The sequence below is a fragment of the Actinoplanes flavus genome (assembly GCF_017592555.1).
Classification (GTDB): Bacteria; Actinomycetota; Actinomycetes; order Mycobacteriales; family Micromonosporaceae; genus Actinoplanes; species Actinoplanes flavus.
Genome location: NZ_JAGFNS010000056.1, coordinates 1 through 24,379, shown reverse-complemented (window position 1 = coordinate 24,379; position 24,379 = coordinate 1). Strand labels below are relative to the sequence as shown.

General features: G+C 69.5%; 21 protein-coding genes and 3 pseudogenes. 12 read left to right on the top strand and 12 right to left on the bottom strand.

Going from position 1 to position 24,379, the window contains the following annotated elements; translation table 11 throughout:
* Positions 1–230: 230 nt before the first annotated feature.
* On the bottom strand, positions 231–374 hold the full coding sequence (locus J5X75_RS42690) for a hypothetical protein (protein ID WP_208473445.1): 144 nt from the start codon (positions 372–374) through the stop codon (positions 231–233).
* A gap of 7 nt (positions 375–381) precedes the next feature.
* On the opposite strand from J5X75_RS42690, the gene J5X75_RS42685 reads away from it, so the two are divergent.
* Positions 382–957 carry a hypothetical protein gene (locus tag J5X75_RS42685; RefSeq protein ID WP_208473444.1) on the top strand — a complete coding sequence of 192 codons (576 nt, stop codon included), beginning with the start codon at positions 382–384 and terminating at the stop codon, positions 955–957.
* A gap of 126 nt (positions 958–1,083) precedes the next feature.
* Here the strand turns inward: J5X75_RS42685 and J5X75_RS42680 are convergent, their stop codons facing one another.
* Positions 1,084–1,992, bottom strand: coding sequence for an oxidoreductase (locus tag J5X75_RS42680; protein ID WP_208473443.1), 909 nt, complete (start codon positions 1,990–1,992; stop codon positions 1,084–1,086).
* 80 nt (positions 1,993–2,072) lie between these two features.
* Between J5X75_RS42680 and J5X75_RS42675 the strand changes: the two genes are divergently transcribed.
* The gene (locus J5X75_RS42675) at positions 2,073–2,573 is read left to right on the top strand and encodes a TetR/AcrR family transcriptional regulator (RefSeq protein ID WP_208473442.1); all 501 of its coding nucleotides are present in this window, start codon (positions 2,073–2,075) and stop codon (positions 2,571–2,573) included.
* 473 nt (positions 2,574–3,046) lie between these two features.
* On the opposite strand, the gene J5X75_RS42670 is transcribed toward J5X75_RS42675, so the two are convergent.
* Positions 3,047–3,781, bottom strand: a complete 735-nt coding sequence (locus J5X75_RS42670) for a hypothetical protein (RefSeq protein ID WP_208473441.1) — start codon at positions 3,779–3,781, stop codon at positions 3,047–3,049.
* A 252-nt stretch (positions 3,782–4,033) separates the two neighbouring features.
* Here J5X75_RS42670 and J5X75_RS42665 point away from each other — a divergent pair, with 252 nt between their 5' ends.
* Positions 4,034–4,615, top strand: coding sequence for a hypothetical protein (locus J5X75_RS42665; RefSeq protein ID WP_208473440.1), 582 nt, complete (start codon positions 4,034–4,036; stop codon positions 4,613–4,615).
* A 134-nt stretch (positions 4,616–4,749) separates the two neighbouring features.
* On the opposite strand, the gene J5X75_RS42660 is transcribed toward J5X75_RS42665, so the two are convergent.
* A complete protein-coding gene (locus tag J5X75_RS42660; protein WP_208473439.1) occupies positions 4,750–5,274 on the bottom strand; it encodes a hypothetical protein in 525 nt (174 codons plus the stop codon).
* A gap of 231 nt (positions 5,275–5,505) precedes the next feature.
* A complete protein-coding gene (locus J5X75_RS42655; protein ID WP_208473438.1) occupies positions 5,506–6,567 on the bottom strand; it encodes a hypothetical protein in 1,062 nt (353 codons plus the stop codon).
* Positions 6,568–6,771: 204 nt separating this feature from the next.
* Between J5X75_RS42655 and J5X75_RS42650 the strand changes: the two genes are divergently transcribed.
* From J5X75_RS42650 to J5X75_RS42630, 5 genes are all read left to right on the top strand, one after another.
* A complete protein-coding gene (locus tag J5X75_RS42650) occupies positions 6,772–7,203 on the top strand; it encodes an NUDIX hydrolase (protein ID WP_208473437.1) in 432 nt (143 codons plus the stop codon).
* Between the two features lie 277 nt (positions 7,204–7,480).
* Positions 7,481–8,305 carry a hypothetical protein gene (locus J5X75_RS42645; RefSeq protein ID WP_208473436.1) on the top strand — a complete coding sequence of 275 codons (825 nt, stop codon included), beginning with the start codon at positions 7,481–7,483 and terminating at the stop codon, positions 8,303–8,305.
* 376 nt (positions 8,306–8,681) lie between these two features.
* The gene (locus J5X75_RS42640; RefSeq protein ID WP_208473435.1) at positions 8,682–9,152 is read left to right on the top strand and encodes a hypothetical protein; all 471 of its coding nucleotides are present in this window, start codon (positions 8,682–8,684) and stop codon (positions 9,150–9,152) included.
* 387 nt (positions 9,153–9,539) lie between these two features.
* Complete coding sequence (locus tag J5X75_RS42635) at positions 9,540–9,950, top strand: hypothetical protein (RefSeq protein WP_208473434.1); 411 nt, start codon at positions 9,540–9,542, stop codon at positions 9,948–9,950.
* Positions 9,951–10,260: 310 nt separating this feature from the next.
* Positions 10,261–11,208 carry a hypothetical protein gene (locus J5X75_RS42630; RefSeq protein ID WP_208473433.1) on the top strand — a complete coding sequence of 316 codons (948 nt, stop codon included), beginning with the start codon at positions 10,261–10,263 and terminating at the stop codon, positions 11,206–11,208.
* Between the two features lie 49 nt (positions 11,209–11,257).
* On the opposite strand, the gene J5X75_RS42625 is transcribed toward J5X75_RS42630, so the two are convergent.
* Together J5X75_RS42625 and J5X75_RS42620 are read right to left on the bottom strand one after the other, a co-directional pair.
* Entirely contained in the window at positions 11,258–13,144 is a 1,887-nt protein-coding gene (locus J5X75_RS42625; RefSeq protein WP_208473432.1) for a hypothetical protein, read from the bottom strand.
* A gap of 132 nt (positions 13,145–13,276) precedes the next feature.
* Positions 13,277–14,689, bottom strand: coding sequence for an FAD-dependent oxidoreductase (locus J5X75_RS42620; RefSeq protein ID WP_208473431.1), 1,413 nt, complete (start codon positions 14,687–14,689; stop codon positions 13,277–13,279).
* A 116-nt stretch (positions 14,690–14,805) separates the two neighbouring features.
* On the opposite strand from J5X75_RS42620, the gene J5X75_RS42615 reads away from it, so the two are divergent.
* Positions 14,806–16,839: an AAA family ATPase gene (locus J5X75_RS42615; protein WP_208473430.1), complete on the top strand. Its 2,034-nt coding sequence runs from the start codon at positions 14,806–14,808 to the stop codon at positions 16,837–16,839.
* Between the two features lie 18 nt (positions 16,840–16,857).
* Here the strand turns inward: J5X75_RS42615 and J5X75_RS42610 are convergent, their stop codons facing one another.
* On the bottom strand, positions 16,858–17,049 hold the full coding sequence (locus tag J5X75_RS42610) for a hypothetical protein (RefSeq protein ID WP_208473429.1): 192 nt from the start codon (positions 17,047–17,049) through the stop codon (positions 16,858–16,860).
* 253 nt (positions 17,050–17,302) lie between these two features.
* On the opposite strand from J5X75_RS42610, the gene J5X75_RS42605 reads away from it, so the two are divergent.
* On the top strand, positions 17,303–17,941 hold the full coding sequence (locus J5X75_RS42605; protein ID WP_208473428.1) for a GAP family protein: 639 nt from the start codon (positions 17,303–17,305) through the stop codon (positions 17,939–17,941).
* 93 nt (positions 17,942–18,034) lie between these two features.
* Complete coding sequence (locus J5X75_RS42600; protein WP_208473427.1) at positions 18,035–18,418, top strand: hypothetical protein; 384 nt, start codon at positions 18,035–18,037, stop codon at positions 18,416–18,418.
* A 145-nt stretch (positions 18,419–18,563) separates the two neighbouring features.
* On the opposite strand, the pseudogene J5X75_RS46315 reads toward J5X75_RS42600, so the two are convergent.
* The 3 genes and pseudogenes from J5X75_RS46315 to J5X75_RS42590 all read right to left on the bottom strand — a co-directional run.
* Positions 18,564–19,259, bottom strand: a pseudogene (locus tag J5X75_RS46315) (M28 family metallopeptidase); the annotation flags it as partial.
* Between the two features lie 27 nt (positions 19,260–19,286).
* Positions 19,287–19,991, bottom strand: a pseudogene (locus tag J5X75_RS46310) (PA domain-containing protein); the annotation flags it as partial.
* A 215-nt stretch (positions 19,992–20,206) separates the two neighbouring features.
* On the bottom strand, positions 20,207–22,855 hold the full coding sequence (locus J5X75_RS42590) for a PEP/pyruvate-binding domain-containing protein (protein ID WP_208473425.1): 2,649 nt from the start codon (positions 22,853–22,855) through the stop codon (positions 20,207–20,209).
* Between the two features lie 172 nt (positions 22,856–23,027).
* Here J5X75_RS42590 and J5X75_RS42585 point away from each other — a divergent pair, with 172 nt between their 5' ends.
* Positions 23,028–23,999 (top strand): hypothetical protein, encoded by a 972-nt coding sequence (locus J5X75_RS42585; RefSeq protein WP_208473424.1) that lies wholly within the window; start codon positions 23,028–23,030, stop codon positions 23,997–23,999.
* Positions 24,000–24,044: 45 nt separating this feature from the next.
* Here the strand turns inward: J5X75_RS42585 and J5X75_RS42580 are convergent.
* Positions 24,045–24,379 (bottom strand): annotated as a pseudogene (locus J5X75_RS42580) (CBM96 family carbohydrate-binding protein); the annotation flags it as partial.

The window sequence follows — 24,379 nt, the reverse complement described above, 5'->3', positions numbered from 1 at the left end:
GTCAGCATCATCGGCAGCTTGGCGCGTCGCAAAACAATCTCCCCCGTTTGTCCGGCACGTTGTCGGCCGGGCATGGGAAAGAGATTCCAGGGCGGGCGTTGCACCTCCAGTGCCCGAACCGGTGCCGGGCGGTTGCGACCGTTCAGGCCCCGGGGCGAACGACTCGCCACGGGTAATCGACCAGCTCAGGGGCGGGTTTAGGGTTGACTATGCGGTCTCACCAGGAGCCGTCACAGTGCCGCGTCGGCGAGCGCCGCGGCCCGCTCACGTTCGGTATCAAGTGTTCGCCCTCGGGGCTGCTGGCTGAGGGCCGCGTTCACCCAGCGGCCGTCGTACCGGAACCTGGCGGACACCACGGTCGTCCAAAGCCGCATGCGACGCATGCTCACTATCGCCGTCATCGCGGTGCTTCTCGCCGCTGGATGTGCTCGACCGCTGCCACGGGACCCGCAGGCCATGCCTGCCCAGGCCGGGACCATCCCGGCCTCACATCCGGCTATCGAGACGAGGGAAACCGAGGTGTACGAGCAAGTCCTGCGGCGTTACCTCAACACACCGGCGGAGAACTCGTTCCCAGGGACGACCTTCACGACCGTGTACGTACTCGACAGCGCTCGACCTGACGCCGCCGAGCCCATCGGCGACACACACGCCGGTAGGCCCATCCCATCGGACGTCAAGGCCCGCATCACCGCCTCGCTCGCCCCAACGGCCGCCGTCACGTTCATCTCCGACAAGGGCAGCGTGCTGGACACCAGCAGCGGCTGCGCCACGGTACGAGACGGGGGAATCCTGATCACCCTCGGCACCATCGACGGCGATGACGATCAGGTGACCGTGGGCATCAACGGCTATGTGGCCTGTCTCGGTGCCACCTGGCTCACCTATATCGTGCGTAACCAACCCGAAACCGGATGGAATGTCACCGGCACGACCGGCCCGATGGCCATCGCATAGGGCCGACAAAGGCTGCCGCAACGCCCGGAACCCGGGCGCCCGGGGCAAGCGGGCACGCACCAACCAGCCGCTAGAAGCGGACAGGGGATCAAGCGCGACGGAGAACGTCGGGGTCGCAGGAATGGATCAATGCGCAGCGTCGGTCCGCAGTGGGTAGGTGACGCCTGTCATCTCCTCAGACATCGCCCACAGCCGACGTCGTGTAGCCGGGTCGCATGCGCGTTCCGGGGCCCGCTGCCGCTTCGGTGCGCCCCTGAACTGGCCGGGTCCGCCCGGCCCGTAGTACTCACCGCCGACGGCTTGCGAGTCGGTGGCCGCCCGGAGCACGGACAGCGCGCCAGCGTGGGCAGGCTGGGTGAACAGCCGTCCGATCGTCGCGTTCGCCACGCGGAAGCCTGGCGATGCGTCACGAAACAGGCTGGTGCGCGCTCCGCCCGGATGGGCTGCGAGGCTGATCGTCGAGGAGGCGGACGCGGCGAGTCGATGCTGCAGTTCGAACGCGAACAGCAGATTCGCGAGTTTTGAGGCGTTGTAGGCCGTGGTCGGCCGGTATCCGTCGAGATTCCTGGGGTCGAGGTGCGTGACGGAGCCTGCAGCGGCCGCCTTGCTGCTGACCGTGACGATCCGCCCGGCCGGTGATCGCTCGAGCATGTCGAGGAGCAGGCCGGTCAGCGCGAAATGGCCGAGGTGGTTGACGCCCATCTGAGATTCGAAGCCGTCCGTGGTGCGCCGTGCCGGCTGCCACCAGAGGCCGGCGTTATTGATCAGGAGGTCGAGTCGTTCGAAACGCTCGTGGAGGTCGCCCGCGGCTTGCCGCACGGCTTCGAGGCTGGCGAGTTCGAGTTTGAGCACGCTGATCCTGCCGGGTAACGCACGCGCGGCGTCCGCGCCGCTTGCGGCGTTGCGGGCGCCGATCACCACGTGGGCTCCCTGCGCACTCAACACCTTCGCCGTTTCCAGGCCGATGCCGGCGGTGGCTCCGGTCACCAGCGCAGTGGTGCCGTCGAGCCGGGGTATGTCGCGCGCAGTCCACATGACGTCTCCTATAATCGGAACGGTCGCCCCGTTTAACCATACGGAACGATCGCCCCGTTAGTCGACAGGCCGGAGACTTTATGCGTGCCGATGCTCGCCGCAATCGCCAGAGCGTCCTGGACGCCGCCTACGACATCCTGGCCGTTGAGGGGTTGGGCGTGCCCATCGATGAGATCGCCCGCCGTGCGGGCGTCGGAGCCGGCACCGTGTATCGGCACTTTCCGACCAAAGAGTCGCTCATCGAGGCCGTGGTGCTCGACCGCCTTGAAGCCCTGACCGCCAAGGCCCGTTCCGGAATCGACTTCGCCGAGTTCTTCACCGTCATGGTGGAGGCCGGCCTCGCCAATCGGGCCATCGCGGAGGTTCTGGCCAGCGCCGGATACCACATCCCCGCCGACGCCGACGCCGCTCTCAACGCCGCCTTCGCTGAACTCCTGCAAGCAGCACAGCGGAGAGGAGACGTCCGCCTGGACGTCACGCCCGACGACATCCAAGCCCTCGTGATCGGTTGCGTCGCCACCGCACGGCACCGTGGCGCCACCGACCTCGTTCAAATCGTCGTCGCCGGCCTTCGCGCCTGATGTACGGAGTTCCTGCGGTTCTGCCTCGGTTCGTCCAGACTGCCTAGATCGAGGTGCGCGCTCATCGGCAGATCCGTCTACTTGGCGTGCAACCTTGCCGTCACCCTCAGTAACGCGGCTCGCGGCAGAACAGTGCGCGTCCTGTTCACTGGAGTTCGCGATTCTGGCTGGGCCGGCGGAATGACCACCTCCCCGCCGAGGCGGAGTCAGCCCCTGTATCCGCCGTTATCGCGAAATCTCCTCCGCACGAACACGCCGACCTCGGTCCGCGGGAGCTTCCGCCTTCCTGCCCCCCTTGCCGCCAGACGACGACGGGTCGATCGACACCGGGCCGCTGCTGAACACCCATTCGATGAGGTGCCAACCCGCCCTCGCAGCAATGCCGACCCCGCGCAACACCGACTCGACCACGTCACCCATGCCCAAAGGGTGCCACGCCGCAATGACGCCGTGCTGCCGGGCGAGTGGGATGGTCAGCCGAGCTGGTTCGCGGCGACACGGAGTAGGTGCCACAGCCCTGCGCTCAGCGTCGCGGTGACCGCCATCGCAAGCAGCACGAGAGGCCACGCGTGCCAGAGGCGTCGGACCGACGCCAACCACGCGAGCATGGCAAGCGGAACGAGGACCTCGACCACTTCCGTGGCGAGGAGTCCACGGGCGAAGGCGGCCTCCGGTCCGTCAACGGCCCAGAGGCGCCAGGGTGGCGCTGCGGCGATCCGCAGCCATCCCTCGCCGGACAGCAGCCCGCAGGCGGCACCAGCGGCCAGCGCGGCATGCGGCAGCCGCGCGGTTCGCGCCAACTGACCCAGCAGGCCCAGTGACGGACCCGCGACCATCGACACCAGCAGCCAGGCCGTGGTCATGACCCCCAGCGAACGCAACCCGTACCAATCCGCCGATGATCCGTCCACCAGCGAGCCGCCGCTCCAACGCCGGCTGATCACGAGAATCAGGAAGTAGTAGACGAGAATGGCCGAGGCCAGCAGCGCGGTCGCACCCGTCACCGCACTGCGGCGATCCGGCGCCGTGCTTCCAGCCAACAACGCCGCTGAACCCCAGGCGAGGCCGCTGCTGCCCAAAGCGACCATGACCTGCCTGGCCGTGCCGTCAACGGCGTCGACCGAGAACGCCAGCAGGCCGAGCACCGCCCCCGCCGCGACGATCATCGAAGCTCGACGTGTGGAAGGCTGCACAACGACGTTGACCACGCACACCCCTCCCCGGCCGGCCACGGTACCAAGGTCAACCCTTACTAGCGGCCCAGCACGAAACCGATCGCCAATGGCGTTCACAGCAACGGACGACGACCCGCCCGTACGTCCAGAGCGGGCGCAATCGTTCTGGTACAGATCTCACCCAGATTGCGACACTTGGCGATGGTGGCTGTTGCCTCGCGACGCCGTGCGGGAACATCGGTCCGCTACTCGTTGAAGCCACCTGCCAGGCGGGAAACTGATGAGGTGGGTGAGGAACAGCGAGGCGTCATCCTCTACGGCTATGAGGTAGATGCCGTGGCCGAGGCGCTACAGGAGCTCGATCCTCGGTACGTGCCGGTCGACGGCGCCACGTCCCAGGCAGGGCAAGTGCCGGTTGTGCGTTGCTTACACGCAGCGGAGGCAGACGCCGCTCAGGAGGCGGCACCCGCTATTGCCTGGCTGGTGGTCCAGCTGCACAGGGCCGGGGCTGATGTACAGCCGGCCCGTGCTGTTCGGCTTTGGCTGAACACCTCCCACGTTGACCCGAGGTCGGCGGCGAGGGCGATCGACCAGCCTGATCTCGTTGTTTGGTACGAGGTCATCGATCCCATACGTGTCGGCACTGTCGATGGTGGCCCAGTCATGGACGACTACAGCAACCTCACCATCACCGTGCCGGAGGGGCATCGAATGGTGGCGCACGCGGTCCAGACGGGTGGAACCCCGCCGGAGTGCCTACCGCATAACGCCGAGATGGTGCTGCCGTCGGATGGCCTCGGGGTACTGTCCGGATCCGTATCCCGCGCGACAGCGGTATGCCAGGCTTGCGTCGCCCGACACGGTTGATGCAAAGCTTGCGGAAGCACAGGATGACGGTGCTCGCTCTTCGGCACGCGCGGGCGTCGGCCTGCCGACGGCAGCCGTGACGCTGGGTGGCGAGCGGATCGCGGCAAATGAGTACGCGTCGTCGCCGCAGGGTCTCAGGGTGTCAGGCAACGGCCGTCGAGGAGGGGTCCGCTGATGTCCACATGGTGGGGGCCCTCGCCGATTTCGGCGTAGGTGGCGATGCAGGCTCCGCCGGGCAGGGTGGCGGCGTACATGATCGCGCCTGGTGGCGCCGGGTCGTCGGGGCGAGCCAGGCGCACGATCGCATCGGGAAAGCCTTCGTCGTGTAGCACCTGTCGGACCATGTCAACGTCGGCGTCTGTGGCGGGTCGCGGAGCCCGGCAGCTGAAGTCGCCGCCGCCCGGAGTGCAGATCGCATCGAGGAGGGCACGCCACACCCGGGAAGCGGCGGCGGAGTCGTTGGCCGCAGGGGACGGCAGGGGCTTGCGGTTGATCTCGTCCAGGGCTTCGCGGTGGCAGAGAGCCAGAGCGGTGGCCTGTTCCTTCTCGGTCTGCGAGCTGTCTATCAAGCACATGTACGAGGCGTTCGGCGCCGTTGCAGGAGGGATCTCGGCCCGGGCGAGGACAGCCGCACCGACCAGGACCAGCACGGTGATCACCAATCCGATGAGCTGCCTGCGTCGCGAGACTGGAAGTGGGTCAGCAGCGGGCACGATCGTCAGCCTGGACGCCGGCGGTTGCAAGACCGGATGCGGCTACGGAGCAAATACAGTGGCACCGTTAGACCGAATGCCGGTATGGCAGCCCGTGGCTCAGGGGTGACCTCGCGCGAACAGCGGCAGTAGAGCGCACTCCCTTTGTAGCCCCATGTAATTCCTAGCTTCAACGGATCAAGTGCTGGACAGTCGCCGAAGAGCGTCTTCACCGATACCGAAGTGGCCAACGAAGTTTTGAACGAACCGGGTCGTCTGTTCGAGCAATCGGCCCACCTGATCCGTGCCGTACGCAGCGTAATCTCCGATCACTTCGGCGGCCTCGGCCTCCCTGCCGTCCAGCGCGCAAGCAACGGCCAGGATGCCATCCCGTGCCTGATAACCCCGATTCACATATGTCCAGGCGATGATGTCACCGAGGCTGGCGAATCGTTGCATAAAAGGCATTCCGTCCCCGGCCAGGTCCTCCAGCAGGACGGCGGTGCCCGTATCCACCTCGTCCTCCGATGAGACCCGCCACCGGGTGAAGGACGCGGCCGAGAGACCGTCGGCGTACAGCAGGCTTCCCAAATCGACGGCCGTGCCGAGGGCACCGGGTGACCCTGCCGATGGCGGGCGACCCATGAATTCGTTGCAGAGCCGGCCCAGTTCACGGTGGCCAGTACCCACGGTGGGGCTAAAGGTGACTTCCCCGAAACGGATCGAAGGGTTTGGCCTGAAGGAGAACACCAAGCCGGTCGGCTGAAGCTGGGCGAAGGCCGGCTCGGTACAGGACGACCGCGCCGTTTCCCATCCCACCTCCAGTAACAGACCAGTCAACCTCTGCACGGCGGCATCCCGCAGCACCCGGCTGTCGACGACAGGTTCCGGCAGCCGATCAACCGGCAGGCGCAACTGGTTCAGTCGAGGGTCGTAGCAGTTCAACCCGTGAACACCGGCTAGCTGAACAGCCCATACCGAGATCTCATCGGCCCGGCCCGAAACGATGGGGATACACAGCAGAGGACCGCGAACCATGCTCATCAGCGACCCACCGGCCCACGGGTTGTCCGCGCCCTCGTCAGAACCAATGTCGGGAAACCGGTCGAGGAGCGCCCGCACGTACCCGGCGATCCGAGCCGCCGGCTCAAAGTGATGGCCCGAGCCGATGTAGCGGGCATACAAACGCTCGAATTCGACCCTTGCAGCGGCACGATCCGCCGGCGGATCGCCTTCCCACACAGCCAAGTCGTACGTCACAGCCCGAACCCTACGAGACCCCGCGCCCCTGGCGGATCGTCGGACTCGGGAGCGCGACGAAGCAGCCGGCACTCCGCACGACCGGCGGCACGAGAGTAATGTCCGCTGGAAGAGACTGCGGCGTTCACGGAGCGGCATGTCTGGCGTTGTCGACGAGGGCAGAAATACATTCTGCCCTCGCTGGTCAGGCCGTACGCTGCCTCGGTGCTGAGACCGCAGAAGGTTGTTGCCTACGTCATTCGAGATGGCCGGCTCCTCGTGTTCCTACACCCTGACGATGCCAGCTTTGATCAATCCGGGCTCCAGGTCCCTGCCGGAACCGTGCGAGCCGGGGAGCTGCCCGATGCTGCCGTGCTCCGTGAGGTGCTCGAAGAAACCGGCTTGGAAGGGATTCGGATTGAGCGTTACCTCGGGGCGAGCGAGTACGACATGCGGCCGTACGCCGACGCCATCCACGTCCGTCATTTCTACCACCTCACCGTCGATTCGCCGGAGGTCCCGGACCGCTGGTTCACGCAGGAGCGAGGAGACGGCGACAGCACGCCAATCCGATTCGAGTGCTACTGGCTGCCGCTCGTCCAGGGACACGTGCTTGCCGCCGGTCAGTCAGCGCTACTCGGGCGACTATTCGACTGAACGAGTCCTGGCTGTTACTGGCGCGCACGGACGGCAGCAAATCAGTGCGTTACGACTGGCGTGGACGGGATCCCGAAGCAGCACAGACATCTCCTGGATGGGCTTCCCCTCCGCGAGGAAAGCGACTGAAAAAGCCGTCAATGACGCTCGCCGCCAAGAGCCAAGGGCTCGCGTCGGATCGTTGCTGACGAAGTCTCGTACCGGCACCGAAGGCCGACCTACGATATTTGGTCCTACCTTGTCAATAACAGGCCGCCTCTACGAGCTACCCTGCGGCATGATCCAACTGCGGACCTATGACTCGTCCGGAGGGCCACGAACAGTCGGTCCGGCAGACCTCACCACCACCTACACGACGATGGACCCCGACGCTGGCGCGGTGTTCTTCTACAACCCGGGTCCGACCGGCCCCATCCTGCGGGTGTGGATCATCGACGATGAGTATTGCCGGGTTGAGCTCGGCAAACGCGGCGTTTGGCACGACCTTGTCGAGTCGGATGCCACCGGTGGATACGTCTCTGGTGAAGCCTATCTCCGCACGGCGTGCATCTCCGGCACTGTCCCACGGGCGGCGGTGCTGCCAAGAGCGCGGGGGCTGGAGGTGCTCCGCACTATCGATGACGTTGAACGGCTTCACACTGCGTACACGTGGCGCACGGTGCCGCACTGGGTGGTGGACCGCGGCAACTACTTACTCCGCGACATCGTCGAGGCGCTGGCTGAGCGGGCCGCAGACCTCTACGTGAGTGTCAGATTCCGGGGCCAGCCTGACGCCGACGAGCCGGTCGGGCTCCGGCACTTGGCGCATCTCTGGACGTTCCACGCTGCCACGATGAGCAGCGGTTTCGGCTGGGTATTAGAGGAGTACACCGACTCCGCGCTGCAAGCGGCAGGTGCGGCCGCCACCTACCTCAAGCTTGACGACATCGCCGACCTGATCAGCCGGCTATCAGCTACCGATCGAGACTCCGGCTTTGCCGAAACCGTGCTCAACCCCATCTATTGGCGGCTCAGCGATTCCGGTGACGGCGATGCCTCGGCGATCCGAGACGCGGTGCGAGACAGTCTGACCGAAAAGCCTACCGACTGGGGCCTCGAATGATGCCTCCGCCCAGTCCGCACCGCCGGCTCCACTCTCCTACGCCGGCGGACCGTGCTCGCATGGCCCATCACCTCGACCGCCATTTCTGCGCTAGAGCCATTTCTTACAGTCCCTGGCGCACTCAACTCGGCATGTTCGCTCGTGGCCCGCGACGTGATGCTGCGTAACGAGCGGATCGCGGCACGGGAGCAAGTCGAATATGCGACGCCATCCAATTGCCGCAAATGCTCGCAAATCACCCTTGGCACGTTCCCGTGATTCGCCAACCGTGCCGAGCCAGCATGCTGATGACCATCCCGCGCATCACGGGATGCGGTACAGATATTTCGGGGAGAAAGAAATCGTGAACGCTCGTACGTCACTCATCGTTGCCGCTGTGGCCGCCGCTGCCCTCACCGGCTGTTCGAGCACCCAGGCCACCAGCAGCGCGACCCCGGCCAGCACCGTCCCGGCCGCGGGAGCGACCACCACCGCACCCGCTCCGACGGCCAGCAGCCCGACAGCCGGTGGTACCGCAACGGAATCCTCCGCCGCGCCGACGAGCAGCACCCGGAACTCGACAGCGAAGCCGACCTCCGACGGCACCTGCACGCCGTCGGAGACGACTCTGCTCAAGGCGCTGCGCTCCAGCAAGATCGGTGACGACCTCGCGCCGACCGACACGCTGACCGACATCACCTGCTACCAGGGATACGCGCTCGCCAAGACCCATCCGAAGGAGGCCGACAACGCCGAGGTGGTCTTCCATTACACCAACGGCGCATGGCAGGCAGTCAATGGCGGCACCTCGGGCTACTGCGACGATATCGTTCCGGCGACCGTCCGCCCATACCTCAAGCACTGCTAACCCCGTCAGAGCGGTTCGCTCAAAGACGGGCTACCTCCGCGGGTCGGCCACGCTGGCCCGCGCAGCGCTGTCGACCAGTACTGCCATTGCTTCAGAAGGAGACTTCCGACCGTCGCAGCACCCTATGCTGCACAGTGCAATATCAGCAGCGAACGGGTGCGAATCGGTGATTCGGGACCGTGAGCTGCGTACAGCCAGAATTGGGGCCTGATCCCGCTCTGTTGGGGTCGACGCGTTGATATGAATCACTTAGGATGCGCCGGGTGTGCGCTCACAGAAAGGCCCACTGTGTCAGTCCGTAACCGCCTTGCACTTGCAGAGATTACGAGGCATGAATGGGGCCGATATCGCTGTGGTTGCGGGAATACGGCAGAGCATGTTGCGGACATGTTCAGGTCCCTCGTTCAAGCCACAGATCCGGTGGAAGTCAGAGGGCTTGACTTCTCTGGGCATCTTGAGGTCAATGGCGGGCTCTTCGAGGTGGCGGTGCCGGCCTTGACCGTGATTCTGGCAGCGCTCGCCGGGGACATGACAGATTTCGCGGAGGTCGAACTGATCTGGCTGCTGGAGTCCTTGGTATCCGGTGATTCACACTACAGCGAGGAGGCCCTGGGTCGGCCTGACCTTGGGTTGGATTGCCGCACGCTGGCTCGTGAGGGGATCTGGGTGATCCATCGGTACGTCTTTGGCCACAACCGCGAAGAAGCGGGAAACGTGCTGTCGATAATCGAGTTCGATGGTCCACGCCGAGACTATTACAGCCGATTTTCTGGCAGTTCCAGAAAGCCGCGACACTGAAGACATCCCGAAGAGGGAACCGTTCCGCAAGTCCGCGAGCCGGCCGGCACAGACCGCTGGACGTGGCTGGTCACAGCTGCGCATGCTCAGCCGCGTCTCGCCCGGCCCCGGACGGCGGCTCGGCTCCCGCAACCGGCAGCCCGCCGCCCGTCACGACGTGGGACTCATCCCGGTCACCAGCGACCGACCCACCGCAGGAACGACAAGCTCGCCGAAGTGAGCCGGTTGCCCGAAAACGCTCAGCACGGCCCCGTCCGCGCTTGCGAACCGGTGGAACGCTGGGCGGAAACCGGCTCGCAAGGGGGATGCGATGTCCATCGGAACTGTTGCACTGCTCGCCGCGACCGCTGTGCTGGCCGCACCGGCCACCCCGGTCGAGTGGAAGGTCGTCGATCTCGGCGCCGGCCCCGACAGCTATCCGACCGCCATCAACGATCGAGGTCAGGTGGCGGTGAACCGGTCGGCGACGGCGTATCTGTGGCGGAACGGCACCCTCACCGACCTCGGTGACCTGGGTGGCGGATACGCGATCGTCAACGACGTCAACAACCGCGGCGAGGCGGTCGGCTGGAGCTACACCGCCGACAACGCCCAGCACGCCTTCCTGTGGCGTGACGGCGTCATGACCGATCTCGGCACCCTGCCCGGCGGGTTCTTCTCCTCCGCCGAGGCGATCAACGACCGGGGCGAGATCGTCGGCGAGAGCACCACCGCCGACAACACCACGCATGCCTTCCACTGGCGGAACGGCGTGCTGACCGACCTGGGTGGCCAGGAGTCGGCCGCCCACGACGTGAACGACGCCGGGCAGGTCGCCGGCCTGTTGGGAAACCGGTTCGGGACCGCCTTCCCGGTGCGCTGGTGGCACGGTCAGCGCCGGGACCTGAGCACCGGGCAGGGCACCGCCGTCGCCGTCAACGACCGGGGTCACCTTCTGATCAACGTCAAGGGCGATGGATCGTACGATCGAAGTGCCCTGTGGCGAAACGGGCGCCTCACCGCGCTGGAGCCTCCGGCGGGCGCCACGAATTTCCACGCCGGGGCCGTCAACGACCGGGACCAGGCGGTCGGTAACACGGTCGACACGCCGTCGGATCTCGACGCCGTGCTGTGGCAGAACGGCCGGGCCGTCCGGCTGCCGAACGTCGGCCGGGTCGCCTCGGCGTGGGCCATCGACAACCGGGGCCGGATCGTCGGGACGAGTTCGGTCGAGGAGGGCGGCACGGAGACCCGCGCCGTGATGTGGGTTCGCGGCTGACCACGGTGATGCCGGCGGTTCGGCGGGCAGCGGGCCGAACCGCGCGGCGTCAGGGGCAGGGGCCGCCGTCGCAGACGTCGATCACCCTGCCGGTGAGCAGGAACGCCGCCTTCTGCGCCTGGGCGCCGGGCTGGGCGCGCGGGAACTCGTGCGGGTCCGGCCCGTACCGTGGGTCGCTGGGCGCGAGGTTGGTCGGTGGCGGCGCGTAGGCCTGGCCGCTGTTCCACACCACGAGCGCCGACCCGCGGTACGGGTAGGCCGGGATCGTGCCGATGCCCCAGAACGGCGCCACCTCGTCGGACCAGCCGGGGGCCAGCGCGGGCCGGTGCAGGCGGGCGCCGATGGTGCGGGCCTGCACCTGTGCGGCGGCCGGGGACACCTGGTGGTCACCGAACGCGACGTGCATCAGCACCTGATGCGCCGGGGTGCCCGGCAGCGGGCGGGCGGTCAGGTGCTGGGCGTACCCGTTGGCCTCGCCACGGTCCCATAGCATCTGCAACAGCCCGAAGATGACCTGCTGGTCGATCCGGTCCGGGTACGACCGGTCCATCAGCTGCTGGAACGGCGCGAAGGCGGTGCTGCGCTGCAACAGGGTGCTGTAGTTCATCGCGGGCACCCCGAGGACCGCGCGGGTCCAGTCCTGGGCGATCGCGGTCAGCGCTCCCCCGTTGATGCCGCCCTGGCTGTTGCCGTCGTAGTGCAGGCCACCGCGCCGGTCGAGCAGGCTGCGGCCCCGCCCGTCCTGGAACGCGGGGTGCGCGGCGAACCCGCCGTCCGCCACCATCGCCCGTCCGAGGAAGAGGAAGTTCAGGAAGCTCTGCTGCAACCGATCGGGTACGGAGGGGAAGGCGCTGAGGTCGCCCCAGACGCCGGCCACGAACGGGACGTCCGCCGACGACAGGCCGATCCAGCTCGTCGCGCAGAACAGGAAGCCGTGGTCGTACGCCATCTGTTTGACGTTTCCGGCGTTGATCTCGGTGGGTGCGCCGAGCAGCCCGTGACCGTAGAGCGACAGGTGAGCGGGCTTCCGCGCGGTCACCCCGCGGGGGATGTTGCAGACGAACGCGGCGGCGTAGGTGGTGCCCGACGCGGCCGGCAGATCGCCGCCCGGCGGATAGTTCAGCCGGGATCCGGGGCCGCCGGCGCCGGTGAGATAGCTCGGCACCGTGACCGTGCCGCGCACCTGGCGGGCGATCCGGGGATCCTGCTCGGCGGTGTAGTCGGTGACCGGCCCGATCGTGAACGCCGGCGCGGCACGCCCGAGGGCGGCGAACGCGTCGTCCCGCATCCGCAGCACCCGGCCGGTGAGCCCGGCCGCGCTCGCGACGGTGAAGTCCCACGCCAGGTAGAGGTGGTGTCCGGTCACGCCGGCCGCCAGGCGCTGTGGCGCCGCCCGGTCAGGGGCGGGGATCCATGCCCCGGTACGGTCGCGCAGTCCCCGCAGCACGACGACGTACCGGGTCGCCTCGCTCAGCGCCACCGCCGGCCGGATGATGAGCAGCTGCCGGGCCGGGTCGTCGGCGGCGTGCGCGTCGAGTTCCGCCCAGTGGGGTGTCCGCTGCCCGGTCCGCGTGTTCAGCAGCACGATCGGCGCGTCCGGCCGCAGTGACCGCCCGATGTCGGTGACCGGCGCGATGCCGCTGGCCACCGGATCGAGCCCCGGCACGTGGACCAGGATCGGGGTGCCCGGGCTGAACCCGTCCTGCCGGTTCCACTCGGCCGGGTCGATGGGTGTCCCGGCCACGTTCGCCGGCAGCGCCCCGGCCGGGAAGTGCACCCGCCGCCCGGTCGGGCTGCTGCGGTCGGCGACCGTGAACCGGTCGCTGGGGAACGGCAGCAGCCCGTCGGCCGGCCGCTGGTCAGCGGCGACGGCGGCGGTGGACGGCGCCGCCCCGGCCAGCACGGTGAGAGCCACGAGCAGAAGTCGGCGCCACATCGGACACCCCCATCGACAGCCCATTGAGGACAGTCTCTGTCTACGCCTCCTCGCGCCGCTCCTCAAGGCCGGCCGGGAATCGAGGGTGGCACCAGCCCTCACCTCCGTCCACGACGGATTCCTTCACCCTCGTCAGGCGTCGACGGCGGCCAGCAGTTGCGCGCGGGTGGGGCCGGGCAGTGGGTAGTGCGGGGCGCCGCCGCCCAGCCGCATGATCTTCTCGGCCAGGCCGGGGCGGGCGACGACGTCGTCCGGGGTGGCCAGCAGCGACCCGAGGGACTGGTGGGCGCGGGCGATCTCCGGGTCGGCGGCACCCGCGGCGAAGACGGCCAGGCTGAACGCCCAGCCGGGATCGTCGGTCCGGTACGGCGTTCCCGCGGCGTCGGCGTCGAGTTCGGCCAGCCGGTGCCGGTCGTACCAGAGGGTGGCCCGGTACATCGGCTCGACGACGGTGGCCGTCCACTCGTGGAAACGGCGGGCCAGTTTGTGGTGGTCGGCGGTGCCGGTGTCGCGCAGCACGTCGCGCAGGCCGACGGCGTGCAGCAGGCCGATGGTGGCGCCGCGCCCGAGCGACGGGTTGGTGCAGGCCCACGAGTCGCCGACGGCGAGAATGCCGGTGGCCACCGGGTCGCCGGCCACGAGCAGGTTCCGGTGCCGGTCCTCGATGCCGGCCATGACCCGCACGCCGGGGCCGGGTTCGCCGTCGCGCCAGTGTGCGGCCAGCGGGTAGAGGGCGAGCGCCGCGTCCCAGCGGGCGGGGTCGCGCAGGGCCCGCATCACCCGGTCCCGGCCGCTCGCGATCAGGACCACGCTCCAGGTGCCGTTGTCGGCGGGCACGGTCAGGATCGACAACGACTCGTGCCGTTGCAGGACGCCGGTGCGGCCCGGCGGCAGGGCTCCGGTGCGGGTCCGGAAGTCGCGGCTGAAGTAGACGAAGCCGCAGTCGGCGCGTTCCTCGGCCGGATGCCGGGCGCCGGCCGCGGACAGCCACGCGCTCAACGGCGAGCGCCGTCCGCAGCAGTCCACCACCAGGTCGGCCCGGAAGGTGCGCCCACCCTCGGCGAGCACACCGGACACGCGCGGGATCCGTACGCCCAAGGTCTGATCATCGGTGAGCAGGCCGGTGACGGTGACCCCGCGCCGGATCCGGATGCCGGCGGCGCCGGCGGCGATCGAGGCCAGAACCTTCTCCAGTACGGGGCGGCGCGCCGTGACGGTCACGAAGCGCTCGTCGCCGGCCTGCCACGGGCCGCGCTGGGCGGCCGGCAGCAGGTCGAGAAGGTTGATCCGCAGCCCGCCCACGGCCTCGAGGCGGTCGAGGACGTCCGGCAGTTCGCGGTCCATCAGGTCGCGCCAGCGTGGCAGCAGGATGTGCGGCAGCCGGAACTGGTTGACACCGGACCGCTGCCAGCGCTCCCACTCCCCATCGGGCGGCGGATCGGCCGGGTCCCGCTCCAGAACGGTGACCTGGTGGCCGTCGCGGGCCAGCAGCAGGGCGGTGGACAGGCCGCACAGGCCGGCGCCGAGGACGATGATCCGGGACATCGGGCACCTCCGTATCGCAGTGACGCGCCCAGGATCGGCCGTTTCGGCGCTCACCTTCCAGGTCGGAACGACGTCAAACGCTGTCCAAAACGGTGCCGTGCGGGAACAGTGGTGGCATGTCGGGGAACCTCGGTGACCTGCTGGAGGCCGCGCGGCGGCGGCGTTTCGTCGGCCGTGAGCGGGAGCTCACCTGTTTCGACGACGCGCTGCACGGGCGCGGCACGTGCCGGGTGCTGTTCGTGCACGGCGAAGGCGGCATCGGCAAGACGACCCTGCTGCACGAGTTCGCCGCCCGGGCGCGTGTGGCCGGGCGCGTTCCCGTACACCTCGACGGTCGTGACATCGACGCGGCACCGCCGGGTGTCGCGGCTGCGATCCGGCTCGCCCTCGGTGATCGCGAGGGGTTTCCGGCCGGTGCGGTGCTGCTGATCGACGGATACGAGCAGTTGAGCCCGGTCGACGGCTGGCTGCGCGACACGCTGCTGCCCACCCTGAGCGCGGACGCCGTCGTGGTGCTGGCCGGGCGTGATCCGCCGAGCGCGCCCTGGCGGACCGATCCCGGCTGGGGTGATCTGACGGTGGTGCACCCGCTTCGCCCGCTCGGCCCGGCCGAGGGTGACGATCTGCTCGCCTGTGCCGGTGTGTCGCCGCAGGTGCGCCCGCACCTGCTGGCGCTCGCCCGGGGCCATCCGCTGACCATGGCGTTGCTGGCCGATCTGGCCGCGGCCGGAAGGGTGCCCGGCAGCCTCGCCGACGCCCCGGATCTGATCTCCGTGCTGCTGGAGTCGTTCGTGCGTGAGGTGCCCGGTGAGGCGCATCTGACCGGCCTGGCCACGTGCGCGGTCGCTTGGCTGACCACCGAGGATCTGCTGCGCCGCCTGGTCGGCGCCGACGCGCCCGCGGTGTGGCGATGGCTGGCGCGTCAGCCGTTCATCACCAGCGGCCCGCACGGACTGTCGATCCACGACCTGGTTCGGGACGTGCTGCACGCCGAATTCGAGCGGCGGGCGCCGGAATCGTTCCGCCGGACCCGCTGGACGGTCTACATCGAGGCGGTGGCCCGGCTGCGCGCCGCCACCGGCGAGGACCGGCAGGTCCACGCACAACAGTTGCTGTTCATGCTGCGCAGCAGTCCCCTCGCCGGCACGCTGGCCGGGCTGCGGGCGCAGGGCTCCACCAGTGTCGTCACCGCCCGGCCCGACGAACACGAACAGGTCTGCGCGGTCATCGAACGGTTCGAGGGGCCGGCCAGCGCCGACCTCGCCCGGGCGTGGCTCACGGTCCAACCCCGACAGCTCAGCGTGGTACGAAGCGGCGGCCACGTCGCCGGGCTGGCCCTCAACCTGCTGTGCCCCAGCGGCTCCGGCCTCGAGGAGCGAGATCCGATCGTACGGGCGGTGCTCGCCCACGTCGCACGGGAGGCCCCGGCCCGGCCCGGCGAACTCGTCGACATCTCCCGCTTCCTGTCCGGCGCCGACGAGCACCAACGCGACCGGTACGCCCTGCTGGCCGGTCCGGTCTCCAGCATCGTCGAATGGTTGACCCACCCGCTGGCCTGGTCGTTCATCATCACCGTCGACCCCGGGCACTGGGGGCCGTTCTTCGACTACATGGCCTTCGCCCGGCTCGTCGAGGTGGACTTCGACGGCCGGCGCCATGTCGCCTACGGCATCGACTGGCGGCGCGTCCCGGTCGACACCTGGTTCGACCTGATGCACGAACGCGGGCGCACCGGAGCGACCGGGCCGCCGCCGGCCGCGCTGCTGCGGCCGCCGCCGCTGGACCGCGCCCGGTTCGGCGCCGCGGTACGGGCCGCGTTGCCGACCCTGCACCGGCCCGACCGTCTCGCCGCCAGCCCGCTGCTCGGCACCGCGCTCGCCGCCACCGCTTCCGGGCCGGACGTCGGCCGGCTGCGGGCCGTCATCGAGGACGGGGTCGCCCGGCTGGGCGCCGAGCCACGCGGTGACCGGTTGCGGGCGGTGCTGGACCGGACATACCTGCGTGCGGCGCCCAGCCAGGAGGCCGCGGCGCAGATTCTCGACCTGCCGCTGAGCACCTACCGGCGTCATCTGGCGAAGGCTCTCGACCACCTCACCGACCTGCTCTGGACGGTCGAGATCGGCGACGTCCGCCTGGACGACCGTCCGTGACGCCGGTCGGCGCGGCGGTCAGAGGTAGAGGTCGACGCCTTTGCCGTCGTTCAGGCTGGCCTGCACCATCTTGACCGGCAGGTCGGAGCTGACCAGGGCCTGGAGCAGGTCCGCCTGGGCGTTGACCTGCTCCTGCCGGGCCTGTGGGTCCTGGAGCTGGCCTGCCGCGATCACGCTGAACGGGACGGAGCCGATGGAACCGATTACCATGATCACTCCCTGAGGGCCGGGGACATCTTGTGATCATCAATCGCCGACACCACCCCGGACCTGAGAAGAATGCCCGGCCGGTTGCCGCCGGGGGATTTTACCCGCTCACGGGCCATGCGGATGCCGCCTTGGAGGTACGGATGGCGGTCCGAGCCTTCGCCCGGGGGCACGGACCCGGCCACCGGACCTGATTGGGCAAACGACGTCCGGGCCAGGCTCCGCTTGGGAAGGATGAGGCCGAAAGGGGGAGGCCGTGAATTGGCTGAGCGTCCTGCTGCTCGCGGTGGTGATGATCGCCGGCCCGCAGATCATCAGTGCCGTCTTCCTCGCCTCCAGCCGGGAGCCGAAGCGCAGCTCGCTCGCCTACCTGGCGGGGGCCGGGCTCGCCGGGATCATCGGGCTGACCGTCTGGCACTTCGCCTTTCACCTCGTACGAGGTACCGGCGGTGGCCAGGATCAGCACGACCGCACTCGTCACCTGATCGACTGGGTGGTGCTGGCCTTGCTGGTGGCCCTGATGGTGAACGTCTTCGCCGGCCGCAAGCGAAGCCAGCCGCCGAAATGGATGAACAAGTTGCAGGCGGCCAGCCCTCGCTTCGCCTTCGGCCTGGGATTTCTGCTGTTCATCGCCATGCCCAGCGACGAGGCCACCATGGCGGCGGCCGCCGGCAGCCTCGCCGGCCACGGCCAGCCCTGGTGGCACCTGCTGCCGTTCCTGGCTCTGACGCTGCTGTTGCTGGCATTGCCGCTACTCATCCTGCTCGCGTTCGGTCAGCGCGCGGTGGCGGTGCTGCCGAAGGTCCGGGACTGGGCCAACGAACACTCGTGGCTGGTGAGCGAGGCGGTCATCCTGATCTTCGTGACCATCATCGTGTCCGATCTGCTCAAATAGCCCCACCTGGCGGCCGTCCCGGCACGGCGGAGCTACCTGTGGGAGGAGAACCGTGGGGCGGCGGAGCCGGCTCGCATACGCCATGATCTTGCCATGGCGGAGCATGAGCTGGTCGAGGTGTGGCGGCGGATCATTCGAGGAGACGGCAAGTCGTGGGTGGTGTTCGCCCACGCCACGTGCGTCGTGCTGCCGGCGCCCGGACCGGCCGATGATCTGGCCCGGCAGGCGGTGGACATCCTGCGTGAGTACGGGCCCGTCGTCGCCGGATCGTCCGCCGGCGATTTCGGCACCATCACCCTGGAACCCGGCCCCGGGTGGGTGGTCTACGGGCATCACAACGACGTGCTCACCTATGTCGGCCCCGGCGAGGTCACGGACGCCACCGATCTCGCCGTCGGTCTGCATGGGCGCGCCAAACGGGACCGCGACGGCCGCGAGTTGACCGTCGTGCACGTGGAGGACAAACGCGCCGCCTAGACCGCTGCGCGTGCCGCGCCCGCTCGAACGCGCGTCCGAGGTCGGCGATGCGGCCGGGGCCTCCGGTGGCGAGGCGGCGCCTCACCACCGGAGGGCCGGCTCAGGGGATGGCGGTGGTGTTGAAGGCGAACCGGGCCGTCGAGTCGGCGATGGCGTCGGCGTTGACGTCGAGCGCGGTCAGGTTGACGTTGGCGGTGGTGTCGCAGGCCTGGTGGTAGCAGATGTCGTAGGCGACACCGGCGGTGCCGCCGAACAGGGCCTGCTCCTCCGGCGTCTTGATGCCTTCGGCGCCGGTGAAGATGCCGCCGGCGGGAATGCCGACCGCGATGAACGGGCCGTAGTCGGAGCGGCCGTCGAAGTCGGTGCCGACGTGGCCGAGGCCGCGGGAGTCGAAGAAGGCTTCGAGCTGCTTCTCGATCTGCGCGGATCCGGGCGGTCCGGCCGGCGAGCCCACGCCGTCGGAGTTGTCGCCGTCGTAGAGCTTGTAGGCGTAGTTGGGTGAGGCGACCATGTCGAAGTTGAGGTAGAGCTTGATCCGGTCGCGTTCGGCGGCGGTCAGGCCCTCGACGTACTGGTCGGAGCCGAGCAGCCCGATCTCCTCGGCCGCCCAGAACGCGAAGCGGACCTTGTTCTTGACCGGGAAGTGCTTCATCTGCAGGGCGGTCTCGAGGATCGCGGCGCTGCCCGAGCCGTTGTCGTTGATGCCGGGGCCGACTTCCACGCTGTCCAGGTGGGCGCCGACCATCACGACGTTCTTCGGGTTGCCGGTGCGGGTCTCGGCGATCACGTTGTGGTTGGTACCCAGGGTCAGGGTGGAGTCGACCTTGAGCTGGACGGTGGTCCCGGGGTTGGCGGCGAGTTCGTTGCCGACGGCGAAGTCGGCGAAGACCATCGGGACTCCGGCCCGCCACTCGCCGATGTCGAGCGGGAAGGCGTCGGTCCGGCCGGGCTGCCCCTCGTTGAAGACGATGATCCCGGAGGCGCCGGCGAACCCGGCGTTGCGGATCTTGGTGGCGAACGCGCACGTGCCACGCTGGATGAGCGCGATCCGGCCGGCCACGAAGCCGTTGAAGTCGGCGGTCTCGCATCCGCTGGTCGAGGTCGGGGTGGGGGTCGGCGGCAGCGTGAGGTCGACACCCTGGACCTGTGCGGTCACATCGCCGGCGGGCGACGGCTGGAAGGTGTGGAAGTCCTCGTTGGGGACGTAGGTCCTGCTGTTCGGCGCGGTCTGGTTGAGCGTGGGCGGGTTGTTCTCCGTCCAGGCCTCGACGAAGTTGATCGGGTCGAGCGTGACCTTGTAGCCGGCTTTCCGCAGCTTGTTGGCGACGTAGTCGCGGGATGCGGTGTAGCCGGGCGTCCCGGCCGCGCGGTTGCCGCCGTTGGCGTCGGCGATCCTCTGCAGGGCGTCGAGGTGTTGTTTGGCGTGCGCTCCGGTGACCTGTTTGACCAGGATCTTGGCGAACAGGGCATCGGGTGGGGTGGCGGCGGCCGGCGCCTGCTGGGCGACGAGTAGGGCCAGGGTCGCGGCGACCGATACGACGCCGGCGGCCCCCTTACGAATGCGGATGCGCATGGTTCCCCCGAACGAGATGATCTGATTGATCTCGACGAATCTTCGTGACGCGCGTCGCCCGAATGTAACCGCGTTCACGACGTCAGGGATGGCCCGATCGGGCCTGTTCCGGTGGTCGCTCGGAGCGCATGGGGAACAGGACGACAACCCCGGCGATTGTCGTCCACAGCAGACACTCGTTCGATACGGGACGTGGCCCGCGACGAGGTGAGTGGTCAGCCTGCGCTGGTGATCACGCCGGTGGCGCCGTCGACGGCGACCTGCTGGCCGGTGTGCAGGAGCGTGGTGGCGTCGGGGACGCCGACGACGGCCGGGATGCCGTACTCGCGGGCCACCACAGCGCCGTGCGAATTGGCGCCACCCATCTCCATGACCAGGCCGCCGGCCGTGAGGAACAGCGGGGTCCAGCCGGGGTCGGTGGACGGGGCGATGAGGATCTCGCCGGGTTCGAGGTGGGCGCCGACCGGGTCGATGATCACCCGGGCCGGGCCGGTGACCGTGCCGGCGGAGGCCGGCGTGCCGCGGAGCGCACCGTCCGGGGCGGCCGGGCGGGGTAGTTCGCGTTCCGGCTCGGTGCCGTCGGACAGCAGCACCCGCGGTATCCGCCGGCGGCGCGTCTCCCGGTCGTAGTCGGCGCGGCGGGCGGCGACCACGGCGTGCTGGTCGCGGCCGGCGACCGCAGCGCGGATCTCCGGCAGGTCGAGGAAGAAGACGTCGTCGGCGGCGTCGATCCGGCCGGCGGCGGCCAGGTCGGCGCCGACCGCGGCGAACTGGCGGCGGGCCGCGGCGAGCACGACCACGAAGTAGTACTTCGGGAACTCCCGCAACCCGGCCAGGGCCCGGGCCCGGTTCAACGCGAAGCGGACGGCGCGGCGGCGGAGCCGGCCACGGGCGCGGCCGGTCAGGGTCGCGATCATCTCGTCGGCCTCGCGGGCGGCGGCCGCGAACACCGTGTCCGGGGCGGCGGCCGGGTCGTCGAGACGCTGGTAGTTGAGAAGCACGCCGAGCACGTGCCGGGGATCCTCGGACCAGCGCGGCAGACCGAGGTCGATCTCGGCGACGGCCCGGTGGCCGTACCGGTCGAGGAAGTCGGTCAGGCCCTGCTGCGCGACCGGTGGCAGGGTGCCGGCGTGGTAGTGGCCGGCCAGCGTGCCGGGGTCCGCGTCGAGGGTCTCGCCGGCCGCGCGGATCCGGCCGGCCAGCTGCCACAGGGCCAGGTCCATCTCGGTGGTGACGTTGTTCGGCAGGCCGCGCAGCACGGTCTGCAACTCGCCCGGGGCGAGATCGGGTCGCAGCAGCCGGCCGGCGAGGGCGAGCAGGCCGAACCCGGCGAGCGCGGCCGGTGCGGCGATCGGCATGACGGTGCCGATGTTCTCGTGGACGAGGACCTGTTCGGCCTGGTCGAGCCGGGCGGTGGCGGGGGTGCCGGCGGGCAGGTCGAGGCGGCGGCGGGCGCGGTCGGCGAGGGCGTCCAGGTCGCGGCGGACCCGCCGCGGGTCACGCAGGGCGCGTACGGCGTGCAGCGGCAGCCGGTGCCGGACGGCGACGTCCGCGACCCGGGCCACGAACGGCAGCACGGAACGCCGGGTGAGCGCGAACTCGGGCCGGTCGAACAGGGACCGCACCACCACGGCGGCGCGCGCCTCCATCACGTCGAACAGCCGCGGCACGATCGCCCGCCCGGCCGGGCTGCGCAGGACGCCGGTCAGGTCGACGAACAGGCGCGAGTCGGCCTGGGCACAGACCGCCGCGCCGGCGACCGGGTCGGCGACCGGACGGCCGAACAGTTCCGCGACACTACTGCTGAACAGCCGGAACGTGGCCAGCCCGAGCGGGGTGATCGGCTGGATCAGGCCCTGGGCGAGAGTGGCGCAGAGGTAGACGCGCAGTCCGTCCCGGCCGGCGGGCAGCGGGTAGAGGGTGGTGATCGGCCGGGCCTGGGTCAGCCACAGGGTGCCGTCCGGGTCGATGGCCCATTCGATGTCCTGCGGGCCGTCGCAGCTCGCCTCGACCCGGGATCCGAGGACCGCGACCGCCCGGACCTGGGCATCGGTCAGGCACGCGCGACCGGTGTCTCCCGGTGTGGTGACGTGCTCGACGCCTCCTCCCCGTACCCCTCGGATCATTGTCTGTTTGTCGCCGAGCCGGCGGTCGCGGATCCGGCCGGTGATGGTGTCGACCACGAAGTGGTCGGGGTTGACCGTGCCGGACACCACCGATTCGCCCAGGCCCGGGCTGGCGTCGATGACCGCCTCCCGGCGGCGGCCGGTGACCGGGTTGGCGGTGAAGAGGACACCGGCCACCGCCGACGGGACCATCCTCTGGATCACCACGGCGAGCCGGACGGCGCGGTGGTCGATGCCGTTCGCGGCGCGATAGGTGACCGCCCGGTCGGTCCACAACGAAGCCCAGCAGCGGTGTACGGCGTCGAGCACCGCGACCTCACCGACCACGTTGAGGTAGGTGTCCTGCTGCCCGGCGAAGCTGGCGAACGGGAGGTCCTCGGCGGTGGCCGAGGAACGCACCGCGACCGCTTCCATGCCGCGGTAGACGACGGCGACGGCGGCGGCGACCTCGGCCGGGACGGGTGCCGCGAGCAGCGCTTCGCGGGCCCGGCCGGCGAGCTCGGTCAACCGTGGCAGGTCGTCCGGGGCGGTGGCGGTCAGCTCCTCGATGATCCCGGGCAGACCGGGCGCCGCGTCGGCCGCCTGCCGGTAGGCATCGGTCGTCACACAGGCACCCGGCGGCACCGGCAACCCGGCACGGGCGAGTTTCCCCAGGTTGGCCGCCTTGCCCCCGACCTCGGGCAGCATGCCGGCGTCGATGTCGGCGAAGTCGAGCACGAACCGGGACTCCGCGGGCACGGCGAACCTCCTCCGAGCGGGTAAGACCGACCCTAGCCAACGGCGGTCGGCGTCACCGCCCAATCGGCGACGCCGTATCCTCAGAAATCGACGATCTTCATCGATCCGATGCCGCTTCGCCTTCCGTATCCGGTAGTGGCGGGGCAGGTGTCCCGGTGAGCGGAGGTGCCGGGTGGCTGACCAGTCCGACCGTCGTCGCGACGTGTCTCCGGAGGTCGCCGTCCCCGAGTTCCGTCAGCGGGTCTTCACCGGCGCCCCGTCCGGCGTTCCGGCAGCCGGCCGGCCCACCGTTCCCCTTCCGGGACGGCCGGTCTCTCTCGCCGACGCGCCCGCTGCCCGCGGCCGCCGCCGACCACCACCGCACGTGGGGCGGGTGGTGCTCATCTACGAGCAGGTCCGCAGGCCGTGGTGGTTGCTGGGGTTCACGGCCGTACTCGTGTCGTTGACCGTGGGGGTGATTCTCGGCCAGACCGAGGCCTACCACCCGACCTCGCCGCGCCCGGCGGCGACCGCGCAGCCCGCCCCGTCCGATGCGATCCCGGCGCCGGTGCCGCTGACCGCGCCGCTCGGCGCGGTCAAGCAGCGGCGGCTGGAGATCACCGGTGCGGCGACCAGCCTGCGCATCCGCACGGCGGTGCTGGGTGAGTCGCTGTTCACCGTCGCCGCGCTCGACCCGAACGTCGCACCTCAGCTGACCGAATCGCCCGACGGCTCGCTGCTCGCCCTGGCGCCCGGCGCGGTCGTCACGGCGGGCGCGGAGGTGGTGCTCAACGCGACGGTCGCCTGGACGCTCACGGTCACCGACGGGGTGCGGGAACTCGACGTGGACGCGCGGGCCGGCGGTCTCGCGGGCTTCGCACTCGCCGGCGACGTGCCGCGCGGCGCGCTGACACTGTCCAAGCCGAACGGCACGGTCCCGCTGACGGTCACCGGCACGCTCGGTGAGCTCGTCGTTCGCACCCAGGCGGGCGCCCCGATCCGGATACGTCTGGACAAAGGCGCCGGTTCGGCCACCGTCGACGGCGCCGCCCGGCGCGACGTCAAGGCCGGGGCCACGCTGCGCGAGACCGGGTGGGCCACCGCCACCGGCCGGTACGACGCCCGCATCACCACCGAGGTGAAGTCCGTGCTGGTCGAACACTGAAGCCGCCACCCCCGGGGTGGGGTGGCGGCTTCGGTGTGTGTCCGGTCAGGCGAGCTTGACGTTGAAGATGGGGTTGGCGGCGAGCTTGCGGAAGGAGGCGAGGCTGGCCGGGGTGCTGTTGATGCTGATGTCGCGGTTGCCCTGGTCGTCGGCCTTGGTGTCGAAGTGCACGATCGCCTTGATCGCGGGCCGCTTCTTCAGCTCCGGCAGCACACTGTTGTAGACCGCGGACTTGTCGGTCTTCTTACCGATCCGGTGATAGCCACCCCACTCGGCGATCATCAACGGCTTGTTCTTGTGCTTGGTCGTCGCCCACTCGTAGAAACCGGGGCCACCGTTCTTCGGCTTACGGTCGAGCAGGTCGGCGAACGTGCCGTAGT

Bases quoted from the DNA above. Each gene is read 5' to 3' on its own strand.
- J5X75_RS42645 (WP_208473436.1), top strand. From the start codon at position 7,481: ATGATCCAACTGCGGACCTATGACTCGTCCGGAGGGCCACGAACAGTC.
- J5X75_RS42615 (WP_208473430.1), top strand. From the start codon at position 14,806: ATGTCGGGGAACCTCGGTGACCTGCTGGAGGCCGCGCGGCGGCGGCGT.
- J5X75_RS42635 (WP_208473434.1), top strand. From the start codon at position 9,540: ATGTTCAGGTCCCTCGTTCAAGCCACAGATCCGGTGGAAGTCAGAGGG.
- J5X75_RS42600 (WP_208473427.1), top strand. From the start codon at position 18,035: ATGGCGGAGCATGAGCTGGTCGAGGTGTGGCGGCGGATCATTCGAGGA.
- J5X75_RS42685 (WP_208473444.1), top strand. From the start codon at position 382: ATGCTCACTATCGCCGTCATCGCGGTGCTTCTCGCCGCTGGATGTGCT.
- J5X75_RS42620 (WP_208473431.1), bottom strand. From the start codon at position 14,689: ATGTCCCGGATCATCGTCCTCGGCGCCGGCCTGTGCGGCCTGTCCACC.
- J5X75_RS42690 (WP_208473445.1), bottom strand. From the start codon at position 374: ATGCGGCTTTGGACGACCGTGGTGTCCGCCAGGTTCCGGTACGACGGC.
- J5X75_RS42625 (WP_208473432.1), bottom strand. From the start codon at position 13,144: ATGTGGCGCCGACTTCTGCTCGTGGCTCTCACCGTGCTGGCCGGGGCG.
- J5X75_RS42610 (WP_208473429.1), bottom strand. From the start codon at position 17,049: ATGGTAATCGGTTCCATCGGCTCCGTCCCGTTCAGCGTGATCGCGGCA.
- J5X75_RS42680 (WP_208473443.1), bottom strand. From the start codon at position 1,992: ATGTGGACTGCGCGCGACATACCCCGGCTCGACGGCACCACTGCGCTG.
- J5X75_RS42630 (WP_208473433.1), top strand. From the start codon at position 10,261: ATGTCCATCGGAACTGTTGCACTGCTCGCCGCGACCGCTGTGCTGGCC.
- J5X75_RS42675 (WP_208473442.1), top strand. From the start codon at position 2,073: ATGCGTGCCGATGCTCGCCGCAATCGCCAGAGCGTCCTGGACGCCGCC.